This is a genomic window from Haloferax sp. KTX1, from assembly GCF_902410085.1.
GTDB classification, from domain to species: Archaea; Halobacteriota; Halobacteria; order Halobacteriales; family Haloferacaceae; genus Haloferax; species Haloferax massiliensis.
Genome location: NZ_CABPRH010000001.1, coordinates 290,347 through 307,417 on the forward strand (window position 1 = coordinate 290,347; position 17,071 = coordinate 307,417).

Genomic DNA, 17,071 nt, shown 5'->3' on the forward strand with positions numbered 1-17,071 from the left:
ATGTACGACGAGGACGATTTGGCGTCTATCCGCGAGGCGCGCGACGAGTGGGAATCGGAGACCCGCGACCCGTTCGTGGAGAAGGGCGGCGAGCGAAAAGACCGGTTCGCCACCGTCTCCAACCACGAGGTTCGGGACCTCTACACGCCCGCCGACGTCGCCGACCTCGACTACGAGTCGGACCTCGGCTTCCCCGGCGAGGCCCCGTACACGCGCGGGGTGTACCCCACGATGTACCGCGGGCGGACGTGGACGATGCGGCAGTTCGCCGGCTTCGGCACGGCCAAAGAGACCAACGAGCGCTTCCACTACCTCATCGAGAACGGCCAGACCGGCCTCTCGACGGCGTTCGACATGCCCTCGCTCATGGGCAAGGACTCCGACGACCCGCTTTCGGACGGCGAGGTCGGCAAGGAGGGCGTCGCGGTCGACACCCTCCGCGACATGGAGGTGCTGTTCGACGGCATCGACATCGGCGAGGTGACGACCTCCTTCACCATCAACCCCTCCGCGCCGGTCGTCTTCGCCATGTACGTCGCGCTCGCGGACAACCGCGGCGTCTCCCGCGACCGAATCGGCGGCACCTTCCAGAACGACATGCTCAAGGAGTTCATCGCGCAGAAGGAGTGGGTGATTCCACCCGAACCGTCGCTCAAACTCGTCACCGACACGGTCGAGTTCGCCGCCGAGGAGACCCCGCGCATCCGGCCCATCTCGGTGTCGGGCTACCACATCCGCGAGGCCGGGTCGACGGCGGTGCAGGAGCTCGCCTTTACCCTCGCCGACGGCTTCGCCTACGTCGAAGACGCGGTGGACCGCGACCTCGACGTGGACGAGTTCGCCCCCCAGCTGTCGTTTTTCTTCAACTCCCACAACTCCATCTTCGAGGAGGTGGCGAAGTTCCGCGCCGCCCGCCGCATCTACCACGACGTGATGTCGGAGTGGTACGACGCCGAGGACGAGCGCTCGACGCAGCTGAAGTTCCACACCCAGACCGCGGGGCAGTCGCTGACGGCCCAACAGCCGCTCAACAACGTCGTCCGCGTGACGATTCAGGCGCTCGCCGGCGTCCTCGGCGGCACGCAGTCGCTCCACACGAACAGCTTCGACGAGGCGCTGGCGCTCCCCTCGGAGGAGGCCGTCACCGTCGCGCTTCGAACCCAGCAGATACTCGCCGAGGAGTCGGGCGCGGCCGACGTTATCGACCCCCTCGGCGGGAGCTTCTTCGTGGAGACGCTGACCGACGAAATCGAGGCCGAGGCGATGGCCTACATCGAGGAGATTCGGGAGATGGGCGACGGCTCCGTCCGCGACGGCGTCCTCGCCGGCATCGACGAGGGCTACTACCACCGCGAGATTAGCGAGGCGTCCTACGAGTACCAGTCGCGGGTCGAAGACGGCGAGGAGGTCGTCGTCGGCGTCAACAAGTACGCCTCAGACGAGGACACCCGCCCCGACCTGCTCCACGTCGAAGACGAGGTGCAGGACAGACAACTCGCGCGCCTCGAAGCCGTCAAGGACGAGCGCGACGACGCGGCGGTCGACGCCGCGCTCTCCGACCTCCGCGGGGCGGTCCGCGACGGCGACAACGTCATGCCGGTGCTCGTCGACGCCGTCAAGGAGTACGTCACGATGGGCGAAATCATGGACGTGTTCGCCGAGGAGTACGGCACCTACCGCGAGACCATCGGCGTGATGTGAGGGCTCCGACGCGGTACCGCCATCCCCGACCGGGATGACATGACCTTTGGTTGATGGAACCGCGCGTCGACGGGGGACCGTAACCGACCGACGGCCCGGCGACCGCCCGCTGATGACGCCCCCGTCCGGACTTCGGGACTACATAGATTTATCATGGAGGATTGGTGTAGGTAACACGTACTATGGCAGACGGAGACACCGAACTGGAGGCACGGCTGGTCGAGCAAGAGGAGTTCGAACCCTCCGAGGAGTTCGTCGCGCAAGCGAACGTCTCCGACCCGGCCGTCTACGACGAGTTCGAGGAGAACTGGCCGGACTGTTGGGAGCGGGCGGCCGAGATGCTCGACTGGGACGAAGCGTACGACGAGGTGCTGGACGACTCGAACCCGCCGTTCTACAAGTGGTTCACGGGCGGCAAGCTCAACGTCTCGTACAACTGCGTGGACCGCCACGTCGAAAACGGCGACAAGAACCGCGTCGCCATCAAGTGGGAGGGCGAGCACGGCGAGACGCGGACGTACACCTATCAGGACCTGTATCGCGAGGTGAACGAGTTCGCGGCGGCCCTGCGCGACCTCGGCGTCGAGGAAGACGACGTGGTCACGCTCTACATGCCGATGATTCCCGAGCTGCCAATCGCCATGCTCGCGTGCGCCCGCATCGGCGCGCCGCACTCGGTCGTCTTCGGCGGCTTCTCGGCCGACGCGCTGGCGACGCGGATGAACTCCGCGGACTCCCGATTCCTCGTCACCTGCGACGGCTACTACCGCCGCGGCGACCCGCTCGACCACCTCGACAAGGCCAACGAGGGTCTCGACGGCGTCGACCACGGCGTCGACGCGACGGTCGTCGTCGACCGCCTCGGCGACGACGGCTTCGGTCACGACCTGAAGGGCAACCAGCACGACTGGGACGACCTCCTCGACGAGCACGCCGGCGAGCGCGTCGACCCCGTCGAGCGCGACGCCGAGGACATGCTGTTCCTCATGTACACGTCGGGGACGACGGGGCAACCGAAGGGCGTCAAACACACCACCGGCGGCTACCTCGCGTACGCCGCGTGGACTTCGCACGCCGTCCTCGACATCGAGAAGGAAGACACCTACTGGTGTTCGGCCGACATCGGCTGGATTACGGGCCACTCCTACATCGTCTACGGCCCGATGGCGCTCGGGACGACGACGGTGATGTACGAGGGGACGCCCGACTTCCCCGACCGCGACCGCCTGTGGGACATCATCGAGAAGTACGCGGTCGACATCTTCTACACCGCGCCGACGGCGATTCGCGCGTTCATGAAGTGGGGCAGCAAGTTCCCCGAACAGCACGACCTGTCGAGCCTCCGCCTGCTCGGGACGGTCGGCGAACCCATCAACCCGCGCGCGTGGAAGTGGTACTACAAGCACATCGGCAACGAGGAGTGTCCGGTCGTGGACACGTGGTGGCAGACCGAGACCGGCGGGATGATGATAACGACCCTGCCGGGCATCAAGAAGATGAAACCCGGCTCCGCCGGGCCGCCGCTGCCGGGTATCGACGCCCAAATCGTCGACACGAGCGGGGAGCGGGTCGACGCCGGGCGCGCGGGCTATCTCACGGTGAATCGGCCGTGGCCCGGGATGCTCCGGACGCTCTACAACAACGACGAGCGGTTCATTCAGGAGTACTGGCAGGAGTACTCCGACGTGGACAGCAACGACCCCGACGACTGGGTCTACTTCCCCGAGGACGGCGCGAAAATCGATGCCGACGACTACATCACCATCCTCGGGCGCGTGGACGACGTCATCAACGTCTCGGGCCACCGCCTCGGGACGATGGAGATAGAGTCGGCCATCGTGGGCGTCGAGGGCGTCGCCGAAGCCGCCGTCGTCGGCGGGAATCACGAGGTGAAAGGCGAGGCCGTCTACGCCTACGTCATCACCGAGGAGGGACAGGAGGAAGACGACCAGATGCGACAGCGCATCATCGAGGGCGTCGAGGACGCAATCGGCCCAATCGCTCGCCCCGAGATGGTCGTGTTCACGCCCGAACTGCCGAAGACGCGGTCTGGCAAGATTATGCGCCGCCTCCTCGAAGAGATAGCGAACGGCGAGGAACTCGGCGACACGACGACGCTGCGGAACCCAGAAATCGTCGAGTCGATTCAGCGGCAGGTCGAGTCCGAGTAACTCTCGGCGCCGCCGCCGTCGGCCCTACCGCGAATTTTCCGGTTCGTCCATCCACGCCGAAAGCGACTGCTCGTCGCGGAAGTAGCGTCGCTCGCGGACGCCGTCGCGTTCCACCACGGCGAGGAGGTGCTTCTCGGAGAGCCGAATCTCCTCGCCGCTGTAGGTACACGGTTCGACACGCTCGTCGCCCGGTCGCCACAGCCGATGGGGAACGACGCGGACGATCGTCTCGTCCCGGCCCGTCGGCGAGCGTCCGGTGTAGTCCGAAAGCGCCATACGCGCGCTACGGGCTCTCCGAACAAGATATTTTCCTGTATAGTTCGTATAGTAATATAGTCGCCCGCGGCGCGAGACGTGCTATATTGCGACCCGGTGTGCCAATCATTCTCATTCAGGTTCTGTCCGACACCAGCCCGCATATTTATTTTGAACGTTAGTGAAGGATACTCCGTATGAAGAAACCACTCCTGGTGACGGAGTTCCTCGACCGCGCGCGGCGGTACTACGGGGACGAGGAGGCGGTCGTGGCCACGACGGGCGAGCGCTTTACCTACGACGAACTCGGCGAGCGGGCCGACGGCTTCTCGGCGGCGCTCCAGTCCCGCGGCGTCGAGAAGGGCGACCGGGTCGCGGTGCTCGACCCCAACACGCACTACCACCTCGAAGCCGCCTACGGGTCGATGCAGCTCGGAGCCGTCCACATGCCGCTGAACTACCGGCTCGTCCCGGCCGACTTCGAGTACATGCTGAACGACGCGGACGTGACAGCGGTCTACGCCGACTACGCCTTCGCCGAGAAGATAGACGAGGTCCGCGACGAGATTCCGACCGAGATATTCGTCACGAACGACCCCGAGAAGGCCGCGGAGTCGACCGACGGCGAGTGGCTCGATTTCGACGAGTTGGTCGCGGAGTCGACCGACTACGAGCGCCCCGAGATGGACGAAGACGAGATAATCACCATCAACTACACCTCGGGGACGACCGGCGACCCGAAGGGCGTCTGCCGCACCCACCGCGCCGAGACGATTCACGCCTATCTCATCTCGATGCATCAGGACATCGCGGACGGCGACGTCTACCTCTGGACGCTCCCGATGTTCCACGTCAACGGCTGGGGCCACATCTACGCGATTACCGGCCACGGCGCGAAACACGTCTGCACCCGCGGGGTGGAGGCGGAGGCCGTGTTGGACGCCATCCGCGACGAGGACGTGTCGTATCTCTGCGCCGCGCCGACGGTGCTGAACATCCTGATGAAACGCTACCGAGAGGAAGGCGGCGTCGAGACGACCGGCGCGAGCCCCGTTCGCGCGGCGACCGCGGGCGCGGCCCCGCCGGAGGCGACGATTCGAACCGTCGAAGACGAGTTCGGCTGGCGGCTCATGCACGTCTACGGGGCCACCGAGACCGGCCCGCTCATCACGACCTCGGAGGCGGGTCGCTACCTGGGGGACGGCGACGACCGCTTCGGCGTGAAGAAGAAACAGGGCATCGGCTACCTCGGCACCGACGTTCGCGTCGTCGACGAGGACGGAAACGACGTGCCGAGAGACGACCAGTCCATCGGCGAAATCGTCGTCGCGGGGAATCAGGTGATGGAGAAGTACTGGAACAAACCCGAAGAGACCGAAGCGGCCTTCTCGGCGCGGCTGGAGGGCTACTACCACATGGGCGACCTCGCGGTCGTCGACGAGAACGGCTTCATCAGCATCCAGGACCGCAAGAAGGACATCATCATCTCCGGCGGCGAGAACATCTCCAGCATCGAACTGGAGGACACGCTGTTCGACCACGACGCGGTCGCCGACGTGGCGGTCATCCCCGTCCCGTCCGACGAGTGGGGCGAGTCGCCGAAGGCGTTCGTCGTGCCGACGAGCGGCGACCCCGACGCGCCGGGCGTCACCGCCGAGGCGCTCATCGAGTTCTGTCGGGAGCGCATCGCGACGTACAAGGTGCCGAAGGAAATCGAGTTCGTCGCCGAACTCCCGAAGACCGCGACCGGGAAGATTCAGAAGTACGAACTGCGCGAGCGCGAGTGGGAAGACGAGGGACGGATGGTGGGTGAGGGATAGGAACGACCGCGTTAAGCCCGCGTTTCGGGGTGTAGCGGGACCTTAACCGCGGCCGAGGGGTCTCGTTTCGGAAGCGAACGCGGTTCAGCGGTCGTCGCAGGGGCAGTCGAGGCCGAGCGACCCGGGGTTGTTGTTGAACGCGTCGAGGGTGTCTTTGAGCGTCTCGCCGTCGACCATGTCGCCGCCGACGCTGACGTACCAGCTCGTCTGTTTGCCGCCGTTCGACCACGCGGAGTTTGTGAGCCACGAACCGGCCATGGCCTTGACTTCCTCGATGGTGTAGCCCGCGTAGTCGCCGTACTGGATGGTCGCGCCGTCGCTCGTGCATCCCGGGTCGTCGCCCGGTCTGTTCCGGAGGTTGAGGACGATGGCGAGGTAGTGTTTCGCCATGATGTTCGCCTTATCGCCCTTCGTGGGCGCGACGAGGAACTCGCGCCACTCGTCGTGGGTCTTCGTTTCGCCGCGGAGGGTGTAGTCCGAGTCGGCACTCGGGCCGAGGACCGCCCAGTTGTCGGTGGGACTGCTGTAGTCCGGGTTGTTCGCCCAGTAGCCGGGCGTCTTGGGACACATGGTCGCCGCCGCGGAGCCGGAGACCGCGGGGATACCGATACCGATGCCGAGCGCCGACATCGCGCCGAGTCGGAGCACGGAGCGCCGAGTCGGTCTGAATCCGTCGTTCGAGTCGTTTGTCATAGTGGTGCCACGGGCGTGGCTGCCGCGTTATTCGCGCTTTGCTGGGTTAGTTATAAATCGGACATTCACGACGGCACGAGATTAACTGGTCTGTGTACGCACAGAAAGCGCGTTGAAACGGTGCTATTCGGGGATATATATCTAGTATTCTGATAGTTGGTCACCCGCGGTTCGACCCGCTCGCGCGGTCGCCAGCGCGAGGAAATCGGAGCGACGCGTTCCGCGAGGAGACGGCCCGCGCGGCCGACTCGTCGGCGTCGACGCCCGAGCGGGTCGGACCAACGCAGCGGGCCAGTCCGACACCGGCGTGTATTTTGCGTCTGTGGCACGTTCCGGGCCGCGGAGAGCTCACTTCGAGACCCGGGCGGCGGTCGTCGCCCCGTGAGCACCTTATATGCTACCGTAGATTGCACCAGTCTATAATGATTGATTCCACATGTAATAGGGAATTCATACATAACTATTATTAAGGATGTATCCGCCGATGTGGTTATGGCACGGGATAGCAAGCCGCTCAATCGACGAGACGTGTTGAAGGCGACTGGTGCTGTCGGAACCGCCGGCTTGGCAGGGCTGGCGGGATGTACTGGCGGAGGCGACGGGGGTGGTGACACTGACACTGACACTGGCAACGGCGACGGTGGCGACGGCGGTGGCGGCGGCGACGGTGGAGATGGTGGCGACGGCGGGGAGGAGTACCCGGCGCTGGGCAACTTCCCAATCGAGGGCGACACGGCCACGTTCGGATTCAACGTCCCGCAGTCGGGGCCGTACGCCTCGGAGGGCGAAGACGAGCTCCGGGCGTATCAGCTCGCGGTGAAGCACCTCAACGAGGGCGGCGGCTGGGTCGACTCGCAGTTCGACGACCTCTCCGGCGACGGCGTCCTCGGCTACACCATCGACCACGTGGACGGCGACACGGCCACGGACGCGGACCAGGCGCGGCAGTCCGCCTCGGGGATGATCCAGCGCGACGGCGCAATCATGATCTCGGGCGGGTCGTCTTCGGCGGTCGCCATCGCGGTCCAGGGGCTGTGTCAAAACGAGAAGGTCATGTTCATGTGCTGTCTGACGCACTCGAACGACACCACCGGAAAGGACTGCGTCCGCTACTCCTTCCGGGAGATGTTCAACGCGTACATGACCGGTCAGGCGCTCGCCCCCGTCGTCCGCGACGCATACGGCGAGGACCTGACGTTCTACCAGCTCTACGCCGACTACAGTTGGGGACAGACCCAGCAGGCGTCGATGGAGCAGTTCATGACCGACGTCGCCGGCTGGGAGCAGGTGGACTCCGTCGCGACCCCGCTCGGAACCACCGACTATTCGACGTACCTCTCGGGGGCACAGAGTTCGGGCGCGGACGTGCTCATCTTGAACCACTACGGCCTCGACGGCGCGAACTCCGTCCAGCAGGCCGTCGACGCCGGCATCGACGAGGACATGGAAATCATCGTTCCGCTGTACAACCGCCCGATGGCGGAGGCGGCGGGCGGCGCGATCGAGGGCATCTACGGCACCGTCGCGTGGGACTCCCAGATAGACAACACGCCGTCACAGGAGTTCACGCAGGCGTTCCGAGACGAGTACGACCGGACGCCGTCCGGTCCCGCCCAGTTGGCGTACGCCCAGACGCTCCAGTACGCCGCCGCCGTCGAGCGCGCGGGGACGTTCTACCCGCCGGAAGTCATCAAGCAGCTCGAAGACTACGAGTACGACAACGTCGGTATGGGCGCGGAGACGATGCGCGGGTGCGACCACCAAGCGCAACGCGACGTGCCGGTCGTGCAGGGGCTTCCGGCGTCCGAGCAGGGCGAGGGATCGTACTTCAACATCGTCAACATCACCAGCCGCGACGACCTCGGCTACGCGTGCGACGCGGGGCCGGCGGCCGAGTGTGAACTCGGGTCCTACGAGTAGACACTCGCCCCACCGTTATCTTAATGAAAGTTAATCGCAGACAACCACGCACACGTAAATGAGTAAGATTAGCATACCCATGGTAGTACACGCCTCGAACCGTTGGCGCGGGGGTGGCGGTCGATGAGCCTTCTGTCGGACGTGCTCGTCATCCTGCTCAACGGACTGCAGCAGGGGGCTATCTACGTCCTCTTGGCGGTCGGTCTCTCGATCATCCTCGGCACGCTCAAGTTCGTCAACTTCGCGCACGGCGCGCTGTACCTCGTCGGCACCTACACGGGGCTGTTCGTCGCGCTGAACGTCCCGCTGTCGAACGGAAAACTGGCCGAGTGGGGCTTTTCGAGCTTCGGGCTCGACATCGGCTTTTTGGCCGCCCTGCTTTTCGTCCCGCTTTTCGTCTTCGCGGTCGGCCTGTTGATGGAGCGGTACCTCGCGCGGGCGTTCTACGACCGCCCCGACACCGACCAGATTCTCGTCACGTTCGGCCTCGCAATCGTCGTCCAAGAGCTGTTTCGCGTCCTGTTCGGCAGCAACAGCCTCCCGTTCGAACAGCCCGAGCGAATCCTCTCTGTCGGCTCGTTCGCCGGCATCCCCGTCTCCGGCCCGATCGCGCTGCCAATCGTCGGTAACTTCCCGCAGTGGCGGCTCTGGGTCATCGGCATCACGGCCGTCCTCGTGGCGCTCGTGTACCTGCTCGTCGAGTACACCGACTTCGGGCTCGTCGTTCGCGCCGGGACCCGCGACGCGGAGATGGTCCGACTCCTCGGCATCAAAATCACCCGGCCGTACATCGTGGTCTTCGGCATCGGCGCGGCGCTCGCCGGGGTGGCGGGCGTCGTCGGCGGCCCGCTGAACGTCGTCAACCCGACCATCGGGACGAACATCCTCGTCCCGGCGTTCCTGACCGTCGTCATCGGCGGGGTCGGAAGCATCGCCGGCGCGGTCGTCGGCGGTATCGTCTTCGGCCTCACGACCGCCGCGCTCGTCGCCTTCGCGCCCGCGTGGTCGCAGGTCGGCCTCTACGCCATCGCGGCCATCGTCCTCCTGACGCGGCCGCAGGGCCTGCTCGGCGACGAGGAGGTGACGCCATGAGCGAGAAGGACGCCAATCCGAGCGCGAAGGACGCGCTGGTCGGCGGCAGCCTGTTCGGCCGCTGGGAGAAACTCCGCGGCCGCGAGGGGACGGTCGTCGGCATCACGGCCGTCCTCGTCGCGGTGTTCCCGTACCTCTTCGCCCGCGCGCCCGTCGTCTCGGGGTTCCTGCAGGGCTACCAGAGCCTGGCGACGCTCATCCTCATCTGGGGCATCTTCGCCATCGGCTTCGACCTGCTTCTCGGCTACACCGGCCTGCTCTCGTTCGGCCACGCGGCCTTCTGGGGCGGCGCGGCGTACGCCGCGGGCATCGTCGCCAAGAACGTCAGCGGTGACCCCATCGTGATGGTCGTCTCGGGGACGCTGTTCGCGGTGCTGCTCGCGTGGGTGCTGGGCTTTCTGTCGCTCCGCCGGGGCGGCATCTACTTCTCCATCCTCACGCTGGCGTTCGCCCAGATGTTCTACTACATGGCCGCGTCGCCGCTGGCGTTTCTGACCAACGGCGAAAACGGCCTCACCGGCGTCGAGGTCGGCAGTTTCCTCGGCGTCATCCACCTCGAAGCGGACGTTCCGTCCGTCGGCGGGATGCTCCTCGGGACGTGGTTCTACGCCTTCGTCGGCGTCTTCTTCGTCGGCGCGGTCGCGGTCGCCTACCGCATCCTCAACTCGCCGTACGGGATGGTGTTCCGCGCCATCCGCGAGAACGAACAGCGCGCCGAGTTCGTCGGTCTCAACGTCTGGCGCTACAAGCTGATGGCGTTCATCATCTCGGGCGCGTTCGCGGGCGTCGCCGGGAGCCTCTTTACCATCCACGGGGCGTACGTCCCGCTCCAGTCGCTGTTCTGGACGGAGTCCGGCGACATCGTCGTCATGACCGTTCTCGGCGGCGCGGGCTCGATGTTCGGGCCGGTCCTCGGCGTCGGACTGTACCTCTACATCGAGAACATCGTCCAGACCATCCAAGCGCTGACGATTCCCTTCACGGACATCGTGCTGATTCGGGACTTCGGGTTCTACTGGCACCTGCTTTTGGGACTCGTCTTCGTCGTGGTCGTCTGGGTCGTCCCCGACGGCCTGTGGGGCATCCTGAACTGGCTCCGCGAACTCGCGGTCGACCTCGGTTCGAAGGCGGCGAACCGCGTCCGCTCGCGCTTCGGAAACGGAGGTGACGGTCGATGACGCTCCTCGAAACCCAGAACCTCGTCAAGGAGTTCGGCGGCCTCGTCGCCACCGACGACGTGAACCTCACCGTCGAGGAGGACGAGCGCGTCTCCATCATCGGGCCGAACGGCGCGGGGAAGTCGACGCTCATCAACCTCATCACGCGACGGCTCGACCCGACCAGCGGCGACATCCGGTTCAAAGGCGAGTCTATCGTCGGCCTCGAACCGCATCAGGTGGTCCAACGCGGCGTCTCCAAGTCGTTCCAGACCGCCTCCATCTTCCCCGACCTGACCGTCCGGGAGAACGCGGAAATCGCGGCGCTGGCGTCCGAGCGCGGCGCGTTCGGGTTCGAGTTCCTGAAACACCGCGACAGCCTCAGCGACGTCCACGACGTCGCCCGCGACACGCTGGACTCGGTCGGCCTGTTGGACCGCGCGGACACCGTCGCGACCGACCTGCCGTACGGCGACAAGCGTCGCCTCGAAATCGGCATCGCGCTCGCGAGCGACCCCGACCTGCTCCTCATGGACGAACCGACCGCCGGCATGTCTCCCGAGGAGACGAAGTCGACGGTCGACCTCATCGAGCAGGTCAAACGCGACCTCGGGCTCACGTTCGTCCTCGTCGAACACGACATGGAAATCGTCTTCAGCATCTCCGACCGCATCGTCGTCCTCAGCCGCGGCGGCATCATCGCCGAGGGCACCCCCGACGAGATTCGGGGCAACGAAGCCGTTCAAGAGGCGTACCTCGGAGGTGTCGAGCTGTGAGCCTCCTCGAAATCGACGCCATCGACGCCTACTACGGCGAGAGCCACATCATCCGCGACCTCTCGATGAGCGTCGAGGAGGGCGAGATATGCGCGCTCCTCGGCCGCAACGGCGCGGGCAAGACCACCACGCTCCGGTGTATCGCCGGGGCGACGCCGCCCGACGTGCGGGAGGGCCACATCCGGTTCAAGGGCGACGACATCACGGGCGTCCCCGCCGAGGACGTCTCCGTCCGGGGCATCTCGCTGGTGCCCGAGGAGCGGCGCATCTTCCCGAACCTCTCGGTCGCCGAGAACCTCCACCTCGCGGAGGTCGTCAACAACAAGTCGAACACGTGGGGTCGGTCGCTGTCGTTCGGCCACAAGGGGATGTCGACCGAGGAGGTCTACGACCAGTTCCCGCGGTTAGACGAGCGGAAAGACCAGCGCGCGGGGACGCTCTCCGGCGGCGAACAGCAGATGCTCGCCATCGCGCGCGCCCTGAAGCAGAACACGGACCTGTTGCTCCTCGACGAGCCCTACGAGGGGCTCGCGCCGAAGATCATCGAGGACGTGGAGGACGCGGTCGAGCGCATCAGCGACGCGGGCACGACCATCCTCCTCGTCGAGCAGAACGCCGCGGCGGCCATCAAACTCGCCGACCGCGCGTACGTCATCGATCAGGGCGGCATCGTCTTCGACGGGAGCGCCGAGGAGCTCCGCGAGGACGACGAGACGCGCGAGCGGTATCTGGGGGTCTGACGATGGCCGCGACCGACGCCGACGTCGACCCGGAGACGGCGCTCGAAACGCTCATCGAGGCCGGCGCGGTCGACGAAGCGCCGGACGGGACGCTCTCGACCACCGAAGCGTTCGAAAAGACGCTCGCCGTCTACCACGACATCTACGGCGCGGTCTCGACCGAGGAGTTCCACCAGACCGTCTCGGACCTCTTCGGCGTCGCCCCCGAGAACGTCGAGGCGCGACTCGACGAGTTCGGCGTCACCAGAGCCGACGTGGTCGCCTACCTCGCGGCGAAGTCGTTTCTCGACGCGCCCGTCGAGCGGGACCTGCTTTTCGTCATGGCGGGGCTGCTCGTCGAGATGGCCCCGTCGTCGCCGGTGCCGAGCGCGCTCGACGAACTCGACGACGAGTCCTTCGAATCGTACCTCGAAGCGCGTCCGGACGCGGTCGTCCTCGTGTGGCGGCGCTTCTGTGACCCTTGCGACGCGATGAAGGAGGACCTCGACGCGATTCTCGACCGCGTCCCCGACGGGGTCGCGACTGCCGGCGTCGACGGCGAAGCGGCCGACGAGTTCTGTCGGTCCTTCGATGTCGAGTCAGCACCGACGCTCCTGTGTGTTCGGGACGGCGAACTGCGAGAACGAGCGTCCGGCCGTCGGACCCCCGACGAGGTCGCGGCCGTCCTCGACCGGGTCTACTAGCTTTTCCGCTTCGTCGAGCCCGTCACCATGACGGGCCGGTCGGAGTTCAGAATCACCGTCTGGGTGACGCTCCCGAAAAGCGCCTTCCCCGCGGGCGAGCGCTTCCGCCCGGCGGTGACGATGAGGTCCGCGTCCTCCTCGTCGGCGAACTCGATGATGACCTCTGCGGGGTCGCCCGACGACTCGTTGACGTCGTACTCGATACCGCGGTCTTCGAGGAACTCGCCCGCCGTTCTGACCGAGTGAATCTGCGTCGCCGACGCCCCGCTCGGGTTGTCGGTGAAACTGTGGATGAGTGTGACCTCCTTCTCGCCGGGGTCGCCGGGGAGTTTCGCGACCTCTTCGACGCACGCGAGCGCGTGGTCCGCGTCGTCGTCGATACCGATTACAACGTGGTACATACTACCACGTCCCGGTAGTGGATATTAGTATTTGTGTTGAACGATAATGCTGAATCAGGCGTCGTCGAGTCCGGCCGAGACGTAGACCACGAGCGCGAGCGGGACACCGAGGACGAGCGCGATGGTCAGCGCGCCGTAGGCCGCGAAGCCGACGGGCGTTGGGGGAAACGGCACCAGAAAGAGGAACCGCGGCGCGCTGAGTCCCGAGACGAACGTTCCGGTGAGGTAGCCCGCGCCCCCGGCGACGGCGACGAGGGCGGCGTACAATCCGAGGACGAAGCGGTGACCGCCGACGTTCGAACTCACGGCTCACGTTCGGGGGCGGACGCTGTTAGGGGTTTCCGTTCGCCTCGTCGCGGCGGGGGTCGGCGTCCGCGTACCGATGCACCTTTGGCCGCACGCGCAAACAGTGAGGTATGTCGGATACGGATATCCTCGGACTCGTGCTCGGGGCCATCGCGGTACTGATGTTCGCGACGGGCATCCTCCTCGTCGTCTGAGTTCTCTCCGGTTTTCGCGTCGCCGCCACCGAGAGCGGTCGCTTCTCTCCGCCGCGGTCGCCGTCCTCGCGAGCGGCGGCTTTGACGGGACGGACTCCGTGACGCACGCGAGCGACCGACACCGGCGGCGAGCACGGACAGTCGGCGTCGTCGGGCGCGTTCGCTCTCGAACCCAGCGTCTGAAAAATGAACCGCGACCGAATCGCCGTCGAGCGGCGTCGGTTACGCGTCGTCCGCGGAGTCCGCCTCCGCGTCGTCGACCGTCTGCCCGCCGTCGGTGGCGAGGTCGGTCTCGTCTTCGCCGCCGTCGGTGACGGCCGTCTCCAGTTTGCGTTCGAACCAGGTCCACTCGGCGGTGACGAGGTCGTCGTCGGCGAGGTCCCACGGGTCGCCGTCTTCGATTTCGCGGCCTTCGAGCCACGACTGGACGAAGTTCCAGACGAAGATGATCTGGCCGGCGAGCAGGATGAGCGCGCCGACCGTGGCGGCCTGATGGAGCGTCGCGAACTGCGGCAGGTAGGTCGCGTAGCGACGCGGCATGCCGCCGTAGCCGAGCAGAATCATCGCGAAGAACGTCAGGTTCGTCCCGACCATCGACAGCCAGAAGTGCCACTTACCGAGCGTGACCTGATACATCCGGCCGGTGTAGATGGGGTACCAGTAGTAGAGCCCGGCGAAGCCGGCGAAGGCGATGGCTCCCATGACGATGTAGTGGAAGTGCCCGACGACGTAGTAGGTGTCGTGGAGCACGAGGTCCACCGGAATCGACGCGAGGAAGACGCCCGTCACGCCGCCGATGATGAAGTTCGAGACGAAGCCGATACAGAACAGCATCGGCGTCGTGAGGCGAATCTTCCCGTTCCACATCGTCGTGATCCAGTTGAACGTCTTGACCGCGCTCGGTATCGCGATGGCCAGCGAGACGGCCATGAACGAGGCGCGGAGTCGGGGGTCGATGCCCGTCGCGAACATGTGGTGCGCCCAGACGCCGAACGAGAGGACGCCGATGGCGAGCGTGGAGTAGACGACGAACTTGAACCCGAAGAGCCGACGGCCCGCGAAGCGCGGGAGCACGAGGCTCACGATGCCCATCGGGGGCAACACGAGGATGTACACTTCGGGGTGGCCGAAGAACCAAAACAGGTGTTGCCACAGAATCGCCCCGCCGTCGACATCGAAGAACATCGTGCCGAAGTTCCGGTCGAAAAGCAGCATCATAATCGCGCTCCCGAGAAGCGGGAACGCGAAGAGGATGAGACCGGACTGGGTCAGAATCGTCCACGAGAAGATGTCGAGGTTCGCCCACGAGACCTTCTCGTTGCGCTCCGTGAAGATGGTCGCGATGAAGTTGATCGCACCCATCGTGGCCGAGACACCCGAGAGGTGCAGGCCGAGGAGCATCAGGTCGACGCCGGCGTTCACCTGGTTGCCGGAGCCGACACCGGCCGAAAGCGGCGTGTACATCGTCCAGGCCGTCTGCGCCGGAATGACGTCCGGGATGGGGAAGAACCCGGCCCAGATGAGCAGCGCCGCCGGCGGTAGGAGCCAGAAGGCGATGGCGTTGATACGCGGGAACGCCATGTCGTCCGCGCCGATGAGAAGCGGGATAAAGTAGTTCGAGAACGCGGCGATGATGGGCGTCCCGAACAGGAACAGCATCGTAATCCCGTGGCTTGTGAGCAACGAGTTGTAGAACGTGTTCGAGATAAGCGTCATCGACGGGTCCGCCAGTTCAATCCGCATCAGGACGACCATGAGACCCCCCACGGCGAACGCGACGAGCGCGTACGCGCCGTAGAGCATCCCGATGTCCTTGTGGTCGACCGTCGTCAACCAACGGATGACCCCGGATGGTTTCTCCTCCGAGACGTACTGCTCTGCGGTACCGCCGACCGTGCCTCCGCCCGCGAGCGGGGTGTACGACCGCCAGTCTTCGACCCGCGCGAGCCACGCGGCGACGGCGATGAGGAAGACCCCCATGAGCACCGTCAGTGCTAACTGTCCGTTAACCTCCATGGAAGTGCCTGAGTAGTGCAGGGTAATGAAAGATTCGGGACCGCCCTGCGATTCGAGGTGCTTTAAGCCGTCTCGTCCGCGGCTTCGACGGCGTCGTCATCCGGCGATTCTTCGAGTTCGGCCGCCTCCTCGCTCTCTTGTTCGTGAAGCGGCTTCGCGCCCGGAACCGTCGCCTGCCCCGGCGCGTAGACGGTGCCTTCCTTCTCGGAGCCCGCGATGGCCTTCCCAGAGAGGTAGGTGAGCGCGGCGAGCAGTACGAACGGCGCGATGAGGAGCGCGTACTGCAGCCCCGACGTGAGCGATTCGAACCCAAACGGATTGACGAAGGTGAACGCCACCACGAAAAACAGGATGATGGCCAGCGGAACCATGTTGACCGTGAGGTCGAGGATGGTCTCCTTGTCGAACGTCTTGGTTGCCATATCGAGACACTCGGGGACGCCGTTCAAATAGATTGTTGGTTTCGCGTCCGGTCGAGGCGAGTCGGAGCGGCCGCGGGGTCGTCCGCGGCGGTCAGAAGGTCTGTCGCTGTTCGCGGACGAACAGTTCGAAGACGACGCCGCCGACCACGAGCAGAATCGCGGCCGCGATGACCGCGTAGCCGCGGGTAACGAGTGCGATGTCGGTGAACGCGAGTCCCGCGCCGAACGCGAGAAAGATGACCGCAAGCGCGGTGACCGCGCGAATCGTCGAGGTGACGTAGCCGGACTCCTTGAGGATGCCGACGACGCTCCCGCCGAACAGGAGCAGCCCGCCGACGGCGAGTGGAAACAGGTTGAACAACAGGCCCAGCTCGGAGATGGGAATCCCGAGCGCGATGAACACGGGCCACGGACTGGCCGTGCGGTACTGGTCGGAGAGTCCCGGCGCTTCGTCCATACCCGTCCGTTGGACTGTGTGGTAACAAGCCCTTCGGAACCGAGACTAGCGGAGGGAGATGCCCTGTCGAGCGAGGAAGTCGCTGACCGCGCGAATCTCGACCGGACTGCCGATAATCCGGCAGGTCTCGCCGCTCGCTCGGTGGACGGAGACGACGAACTCCGATTCGAGGTCGTCGCGCACGCTCTCCAAGAGGTCGCAGGGGAGCACGATCTGCGTGCTGTCGCGGAGCGTTCGGGGGTCGGGCATCGGTGTTCATCGGGCGGT

At 65.6% G+C, this 17,071-nt stretch carries 17 protein-coding genes; 9 read left to right on the top strand and 8 right to left on the bottom strand.

The features are described 5' to 3' along the window. Positions 1–1,701, top strand: a complete 1,701-nt coding sequence (locus tag FY251_RS01470; RefSeq protein WP_148413138.1) for a methylmalonyl-CoA mutase — start codon at positions 1–3, stop codon at positions 1,699–1,701. Between the two features lie 182 nt (positions 1,702–1,883). Then, on the top strand, positions 1,884–3,872 hold the full coding sequence (gene acs, locus FY251_RS01475) for an acetate--CoA ligase (protein ID WP_148413139.1): 1,989 nt from the start codon (positions 1,884–1,886) through the stop codon (positions 3,870–3,872). A gap of 24 nt (positions 3,873–3,896) precedes the next feature. On the opposite strand, the gene FY251_RS01480 is transcribed toward acs, so the two are convergent. Further along, the gene (locus FY251_RS01480) at positions 3,897–4,148 is read right to left on the bottom strand and encodes a hypothetical protein (RefSeq protein ID WP_042662676.1); all 252 of its coding nucleotides are present in this window, start codon (positions 4,146–4,148) and stop codon (positions 3,897–3,899) included. A gap of 176 nt (positions 4,149–4,324) precedes the next feature. On the opposite strand from FY251_RS01480, the gene FY251_RS01485 reads away from it, so the two are divergent. Further along, positions 4,325–5,947, top strand: a complete 1,623-nt coding sequence (locus FY251_RS01485) for a long-chain-fatty-acid--CoA ligase (protein ID WP_148413140.1) — start codon at positions 4,325–4,327, stop codon at positions 5,945–5,947. 84 nt (positions 5,948–6,031) lie between these two features. On the opposite strand, the gene FY251_RS01490 is transcribed toward FY251_RS01485, so the two are convergent. Beyond that, positions 6,032–6,640, bottom strand: coding sequence for a Tat pathway signal protein (locus tag FY251_RS01490; RefSeq protein WP_148413141.1), 609 nt, complete (start codon positions 6,638–6,640; stop codon positions 6,032–6,034). 564 nt (positions 6,641–7,204) lie between these two features. Here FY251_RS01490 and FY251_RS01495 point away from each other — a divergent pair. From FY251_RS01495 to FY251_RS01520, 6 genes are all read left to right on the top strand, one after another. Continuing rightward, a complete protein-coding gene (locus FY251_RS01495) occupies positions 7,205–8,560 on the top strand; it encodes a substrate-binding protein (RefSeq protein ID WP_187367334.1) in 1,356 nt (451 codons plus the stop codon). A gap of 123 nt (positions 8,561–8,683) precedes the next feature. Next, a complete protein-coding gene (locus FY251_RS01500) occupies positions 8,684–9,652 on the top strand; it encodes a branched-chain amino acid ABC transporter permease (RefSeq protein ID WP_042662680.1) in 969 nt (322 codons plus the stop codon). Further along, positions 9,649–10,830, top strand: coding sequence for a branched-chain amino acid ABC transporter permease (locus FY251_RS01505; protein WP_148413142.1), 1,182 nt, complete (start codon positions 9,649–9,651; stop codon positions 10,828–10,830). Before FY251_RS01500 ends, FY251_RS01505 begins: the two co-directional genes overlap by 4 nt. Then, positions 10,827–11,585, top strand: a complete 759-nt coding sequence (locus FY251_RS01510) for an ABC transporter ATP-binding protein (protein ID WP_148413143.1) — start codon at positions 10,827–10,829, stop codon at positions 11,583–11,585. Before FY251_RS01505 ends, FY251_RS01510 begins: the two co-directional genes overlap by 4 nt. After that, complete coding sequence (locus tag FY251_RS01515) at positions 11,582–12,325, top strand: ABC transporter ATP-binding protein (protein WP_042662683.1); 744 nt, start codon at positions 11,582–11,584, stop codon at positions 12,323–12,325. Before FY251_RS01510 ends, FY251_RS01515 begins: the two co-directional genes overlap by 4 nt. 2 nt (positions 12,326–12,327) lie before the next feature. Beyond that, positions 12,328–13,008: a co-chaperone YbbN gene (locus tag FY251_RS01520; RefSeq protein ID WP_148413144.1), complete on the top strand. Its 681-nt coding sequence runs from the start codon at positions 12,328–12,330 to the stop codon at positions 13,006–13,008. Here the strand turns inward: FY251_RS01520 and FY251_RS01525 are convergent. The 6 genes from FY251_RS01525 to FY251_RS01550 all read right to left on the bottom strand — a co-directional run bounded on the left by FY251_RS01525 (position 13,005) and on the right by FY251_RS01550 (position 17,053). Continuing rightward, positions 13,005–13,409 carry a universal stress protein gene (locus FY251_RS01525; protein WP_148413145.1) on the bottom strand — a complete coding sequence of 135 codons (405 nt, stop codon included), beginning with the start codon at positions 13,407–13,409 and terminating at the stop codon, positions 13,005–13,007. The two genes, FY251_RS01520 and FY251_RS01525, sit on opposite strands and share 4 nt — an antisense overlap. Positions 13,410–13,463: 54 nt before the next feature. Then, entirely contained in the window at positions 13,464–13,715 is a 252-nt protein-coding gene (locus tag FY251_RS01530; protein WP_148413146.1) for a cox cluster protein, read from the bottom strand. A gap of 416 nt (positions 13,716–14,131) precedes the next feature. Beyond that, a complete protein-coding gene (locus FY251_RS01535) occupies positions 14,132–15,889 on the bottom strand; it encodes a cbb3-type cytochrome c oxidase subunit I (protein ID WP_148413588.1) in 1,758 nt (585 codons plus the stop codon). A gap of 98 nt (positions 15,890–15,987) precedes the next feature. Beyond that, positions 15,988–16,347: a DUF6684 family protein gene (locus FY251_RS01540; protein WP_042662693.1), complete on the bottom strand. Its 360-nt coding sequence runs from the start codon at positions 16,345–16,347 to the stop codon at positions 15,988–15,990. Positions 16,348–16,438: 91 nt separating this feature from the next. Further along, a complete protein-coding gene (locus FY251_RS01545; protein ID WP_148413147.1) occupies positions 16,439–16,804 on the bottom strand; it encodes a cox cluster protein in 366 nt (121 codons plus the stop codon). Positions 16,805–16,849: 45 nt separating this feature from the next. Further along, positions 16,850–17,053, bottom strand: coding sequence for a hypothetical protein (locus tag FY251_RS01550; RefSeq protein WP_148413148.1), 204 nt, complete (start codon positions 17,051–17,053; stop codon positions 16,850–16,852). Between the last annotated feature and the right edge of the window lie 18 nt (positions 17,054–17,071).

Coding starts and splice junctions, on each gene's coding strand:
- FY251_RS01485 (WP_148413140.1), top strand. CDS start 4,325: ATGAAGAAACCACTCCTGGTGACGGAGTTCCTCGACCGCGCGCGGCGG.
- FY251_RS01520 (WP_148413144.1), top strand. CDS start 12,328: ATGGCCGCGACCGACGCCGACGTCGACCCGGAGACGGCGCTCGAAACG.
- FY251_RS01550 (WP_148413148.1), bottom strand. CDS start 17,053: ATGCCCGACCCCCGAACGCTCCGCGACAGCACGCAGATCGTGCTCCCC.
- FY251_RS01545 (WP_148413147.1), bottom strand. CDS start 16,804: ATGGACGAAGCGCCGGGACTCTCCGACCAGTACCGCACGGCCAGTCCG.
- FY251_RS01510 (WP_148413143.1), top strand. CDS start 10,827: ATGACGCTCCTCGAAACCCAGAACCTCGTCAAGGAGTTCGGCGGCCTC.
- FY251_RS01540 (WP_042662693.1), bottom strand. CDS start 16,347: ATGGCAACCAAGACGTTCGACAAGGAGACCATCCTCGACCTCACGGTC.
- FY251_RS01505 (WP_148413142.1), top strand. CDS start 9,649: ATGAGCGAGAAGGACGCCAATCCGAGCGCGAAGGACGCGCTGGTCGGC.
- acs (WP_148413139.1), top strand. CDS start 1,884: ATGGCAGACGGAGACACCGAACTGGAGGCACGGCTGGTCGAGCAAGAG.
- FY251_RS01470 (WP_148413138.1), top strand. CDS start 1: ATGTACGACGAGGACGATTTGGCGTCTATCCGCGAGGCGCGCGACGAG.
- FY251_RS01535 (WP_148413588.1), bottom strand. CDS start 15,889: ATGGGGGTCTTCCTCATCGCCGTCGCCGCGTGGCTCGCGCGGGTCGAA.
- FY251_RS01480 (WP_042662676.1), bottom strand. CDS start 4,148: ATGGCGCTTTCGGACTACACCGGACGCTCGCCGACGGGCCGGGACGAG.
- FY251_RS01490 (WP_148413141.1), bottom strand. CDS start 6,640: ATGACAAACGACTCGAACGACGGATTCAGACCGACTCGGCGCTCCGTG.
- FY251_RS01500 (WP_042662680.1), top strand. CDS start 8,684: ATGAGCCTTCTGTCGGACGTGCTCGTCATCCTGCTCAACGGACTGCAG.
- FY251_RS01525 (WP_148413145.1), bottom strand. CDS start 13,409: ATGTACCACGTTGTAATCGGTATCGACGACGACGCGGACCACGCGCTC.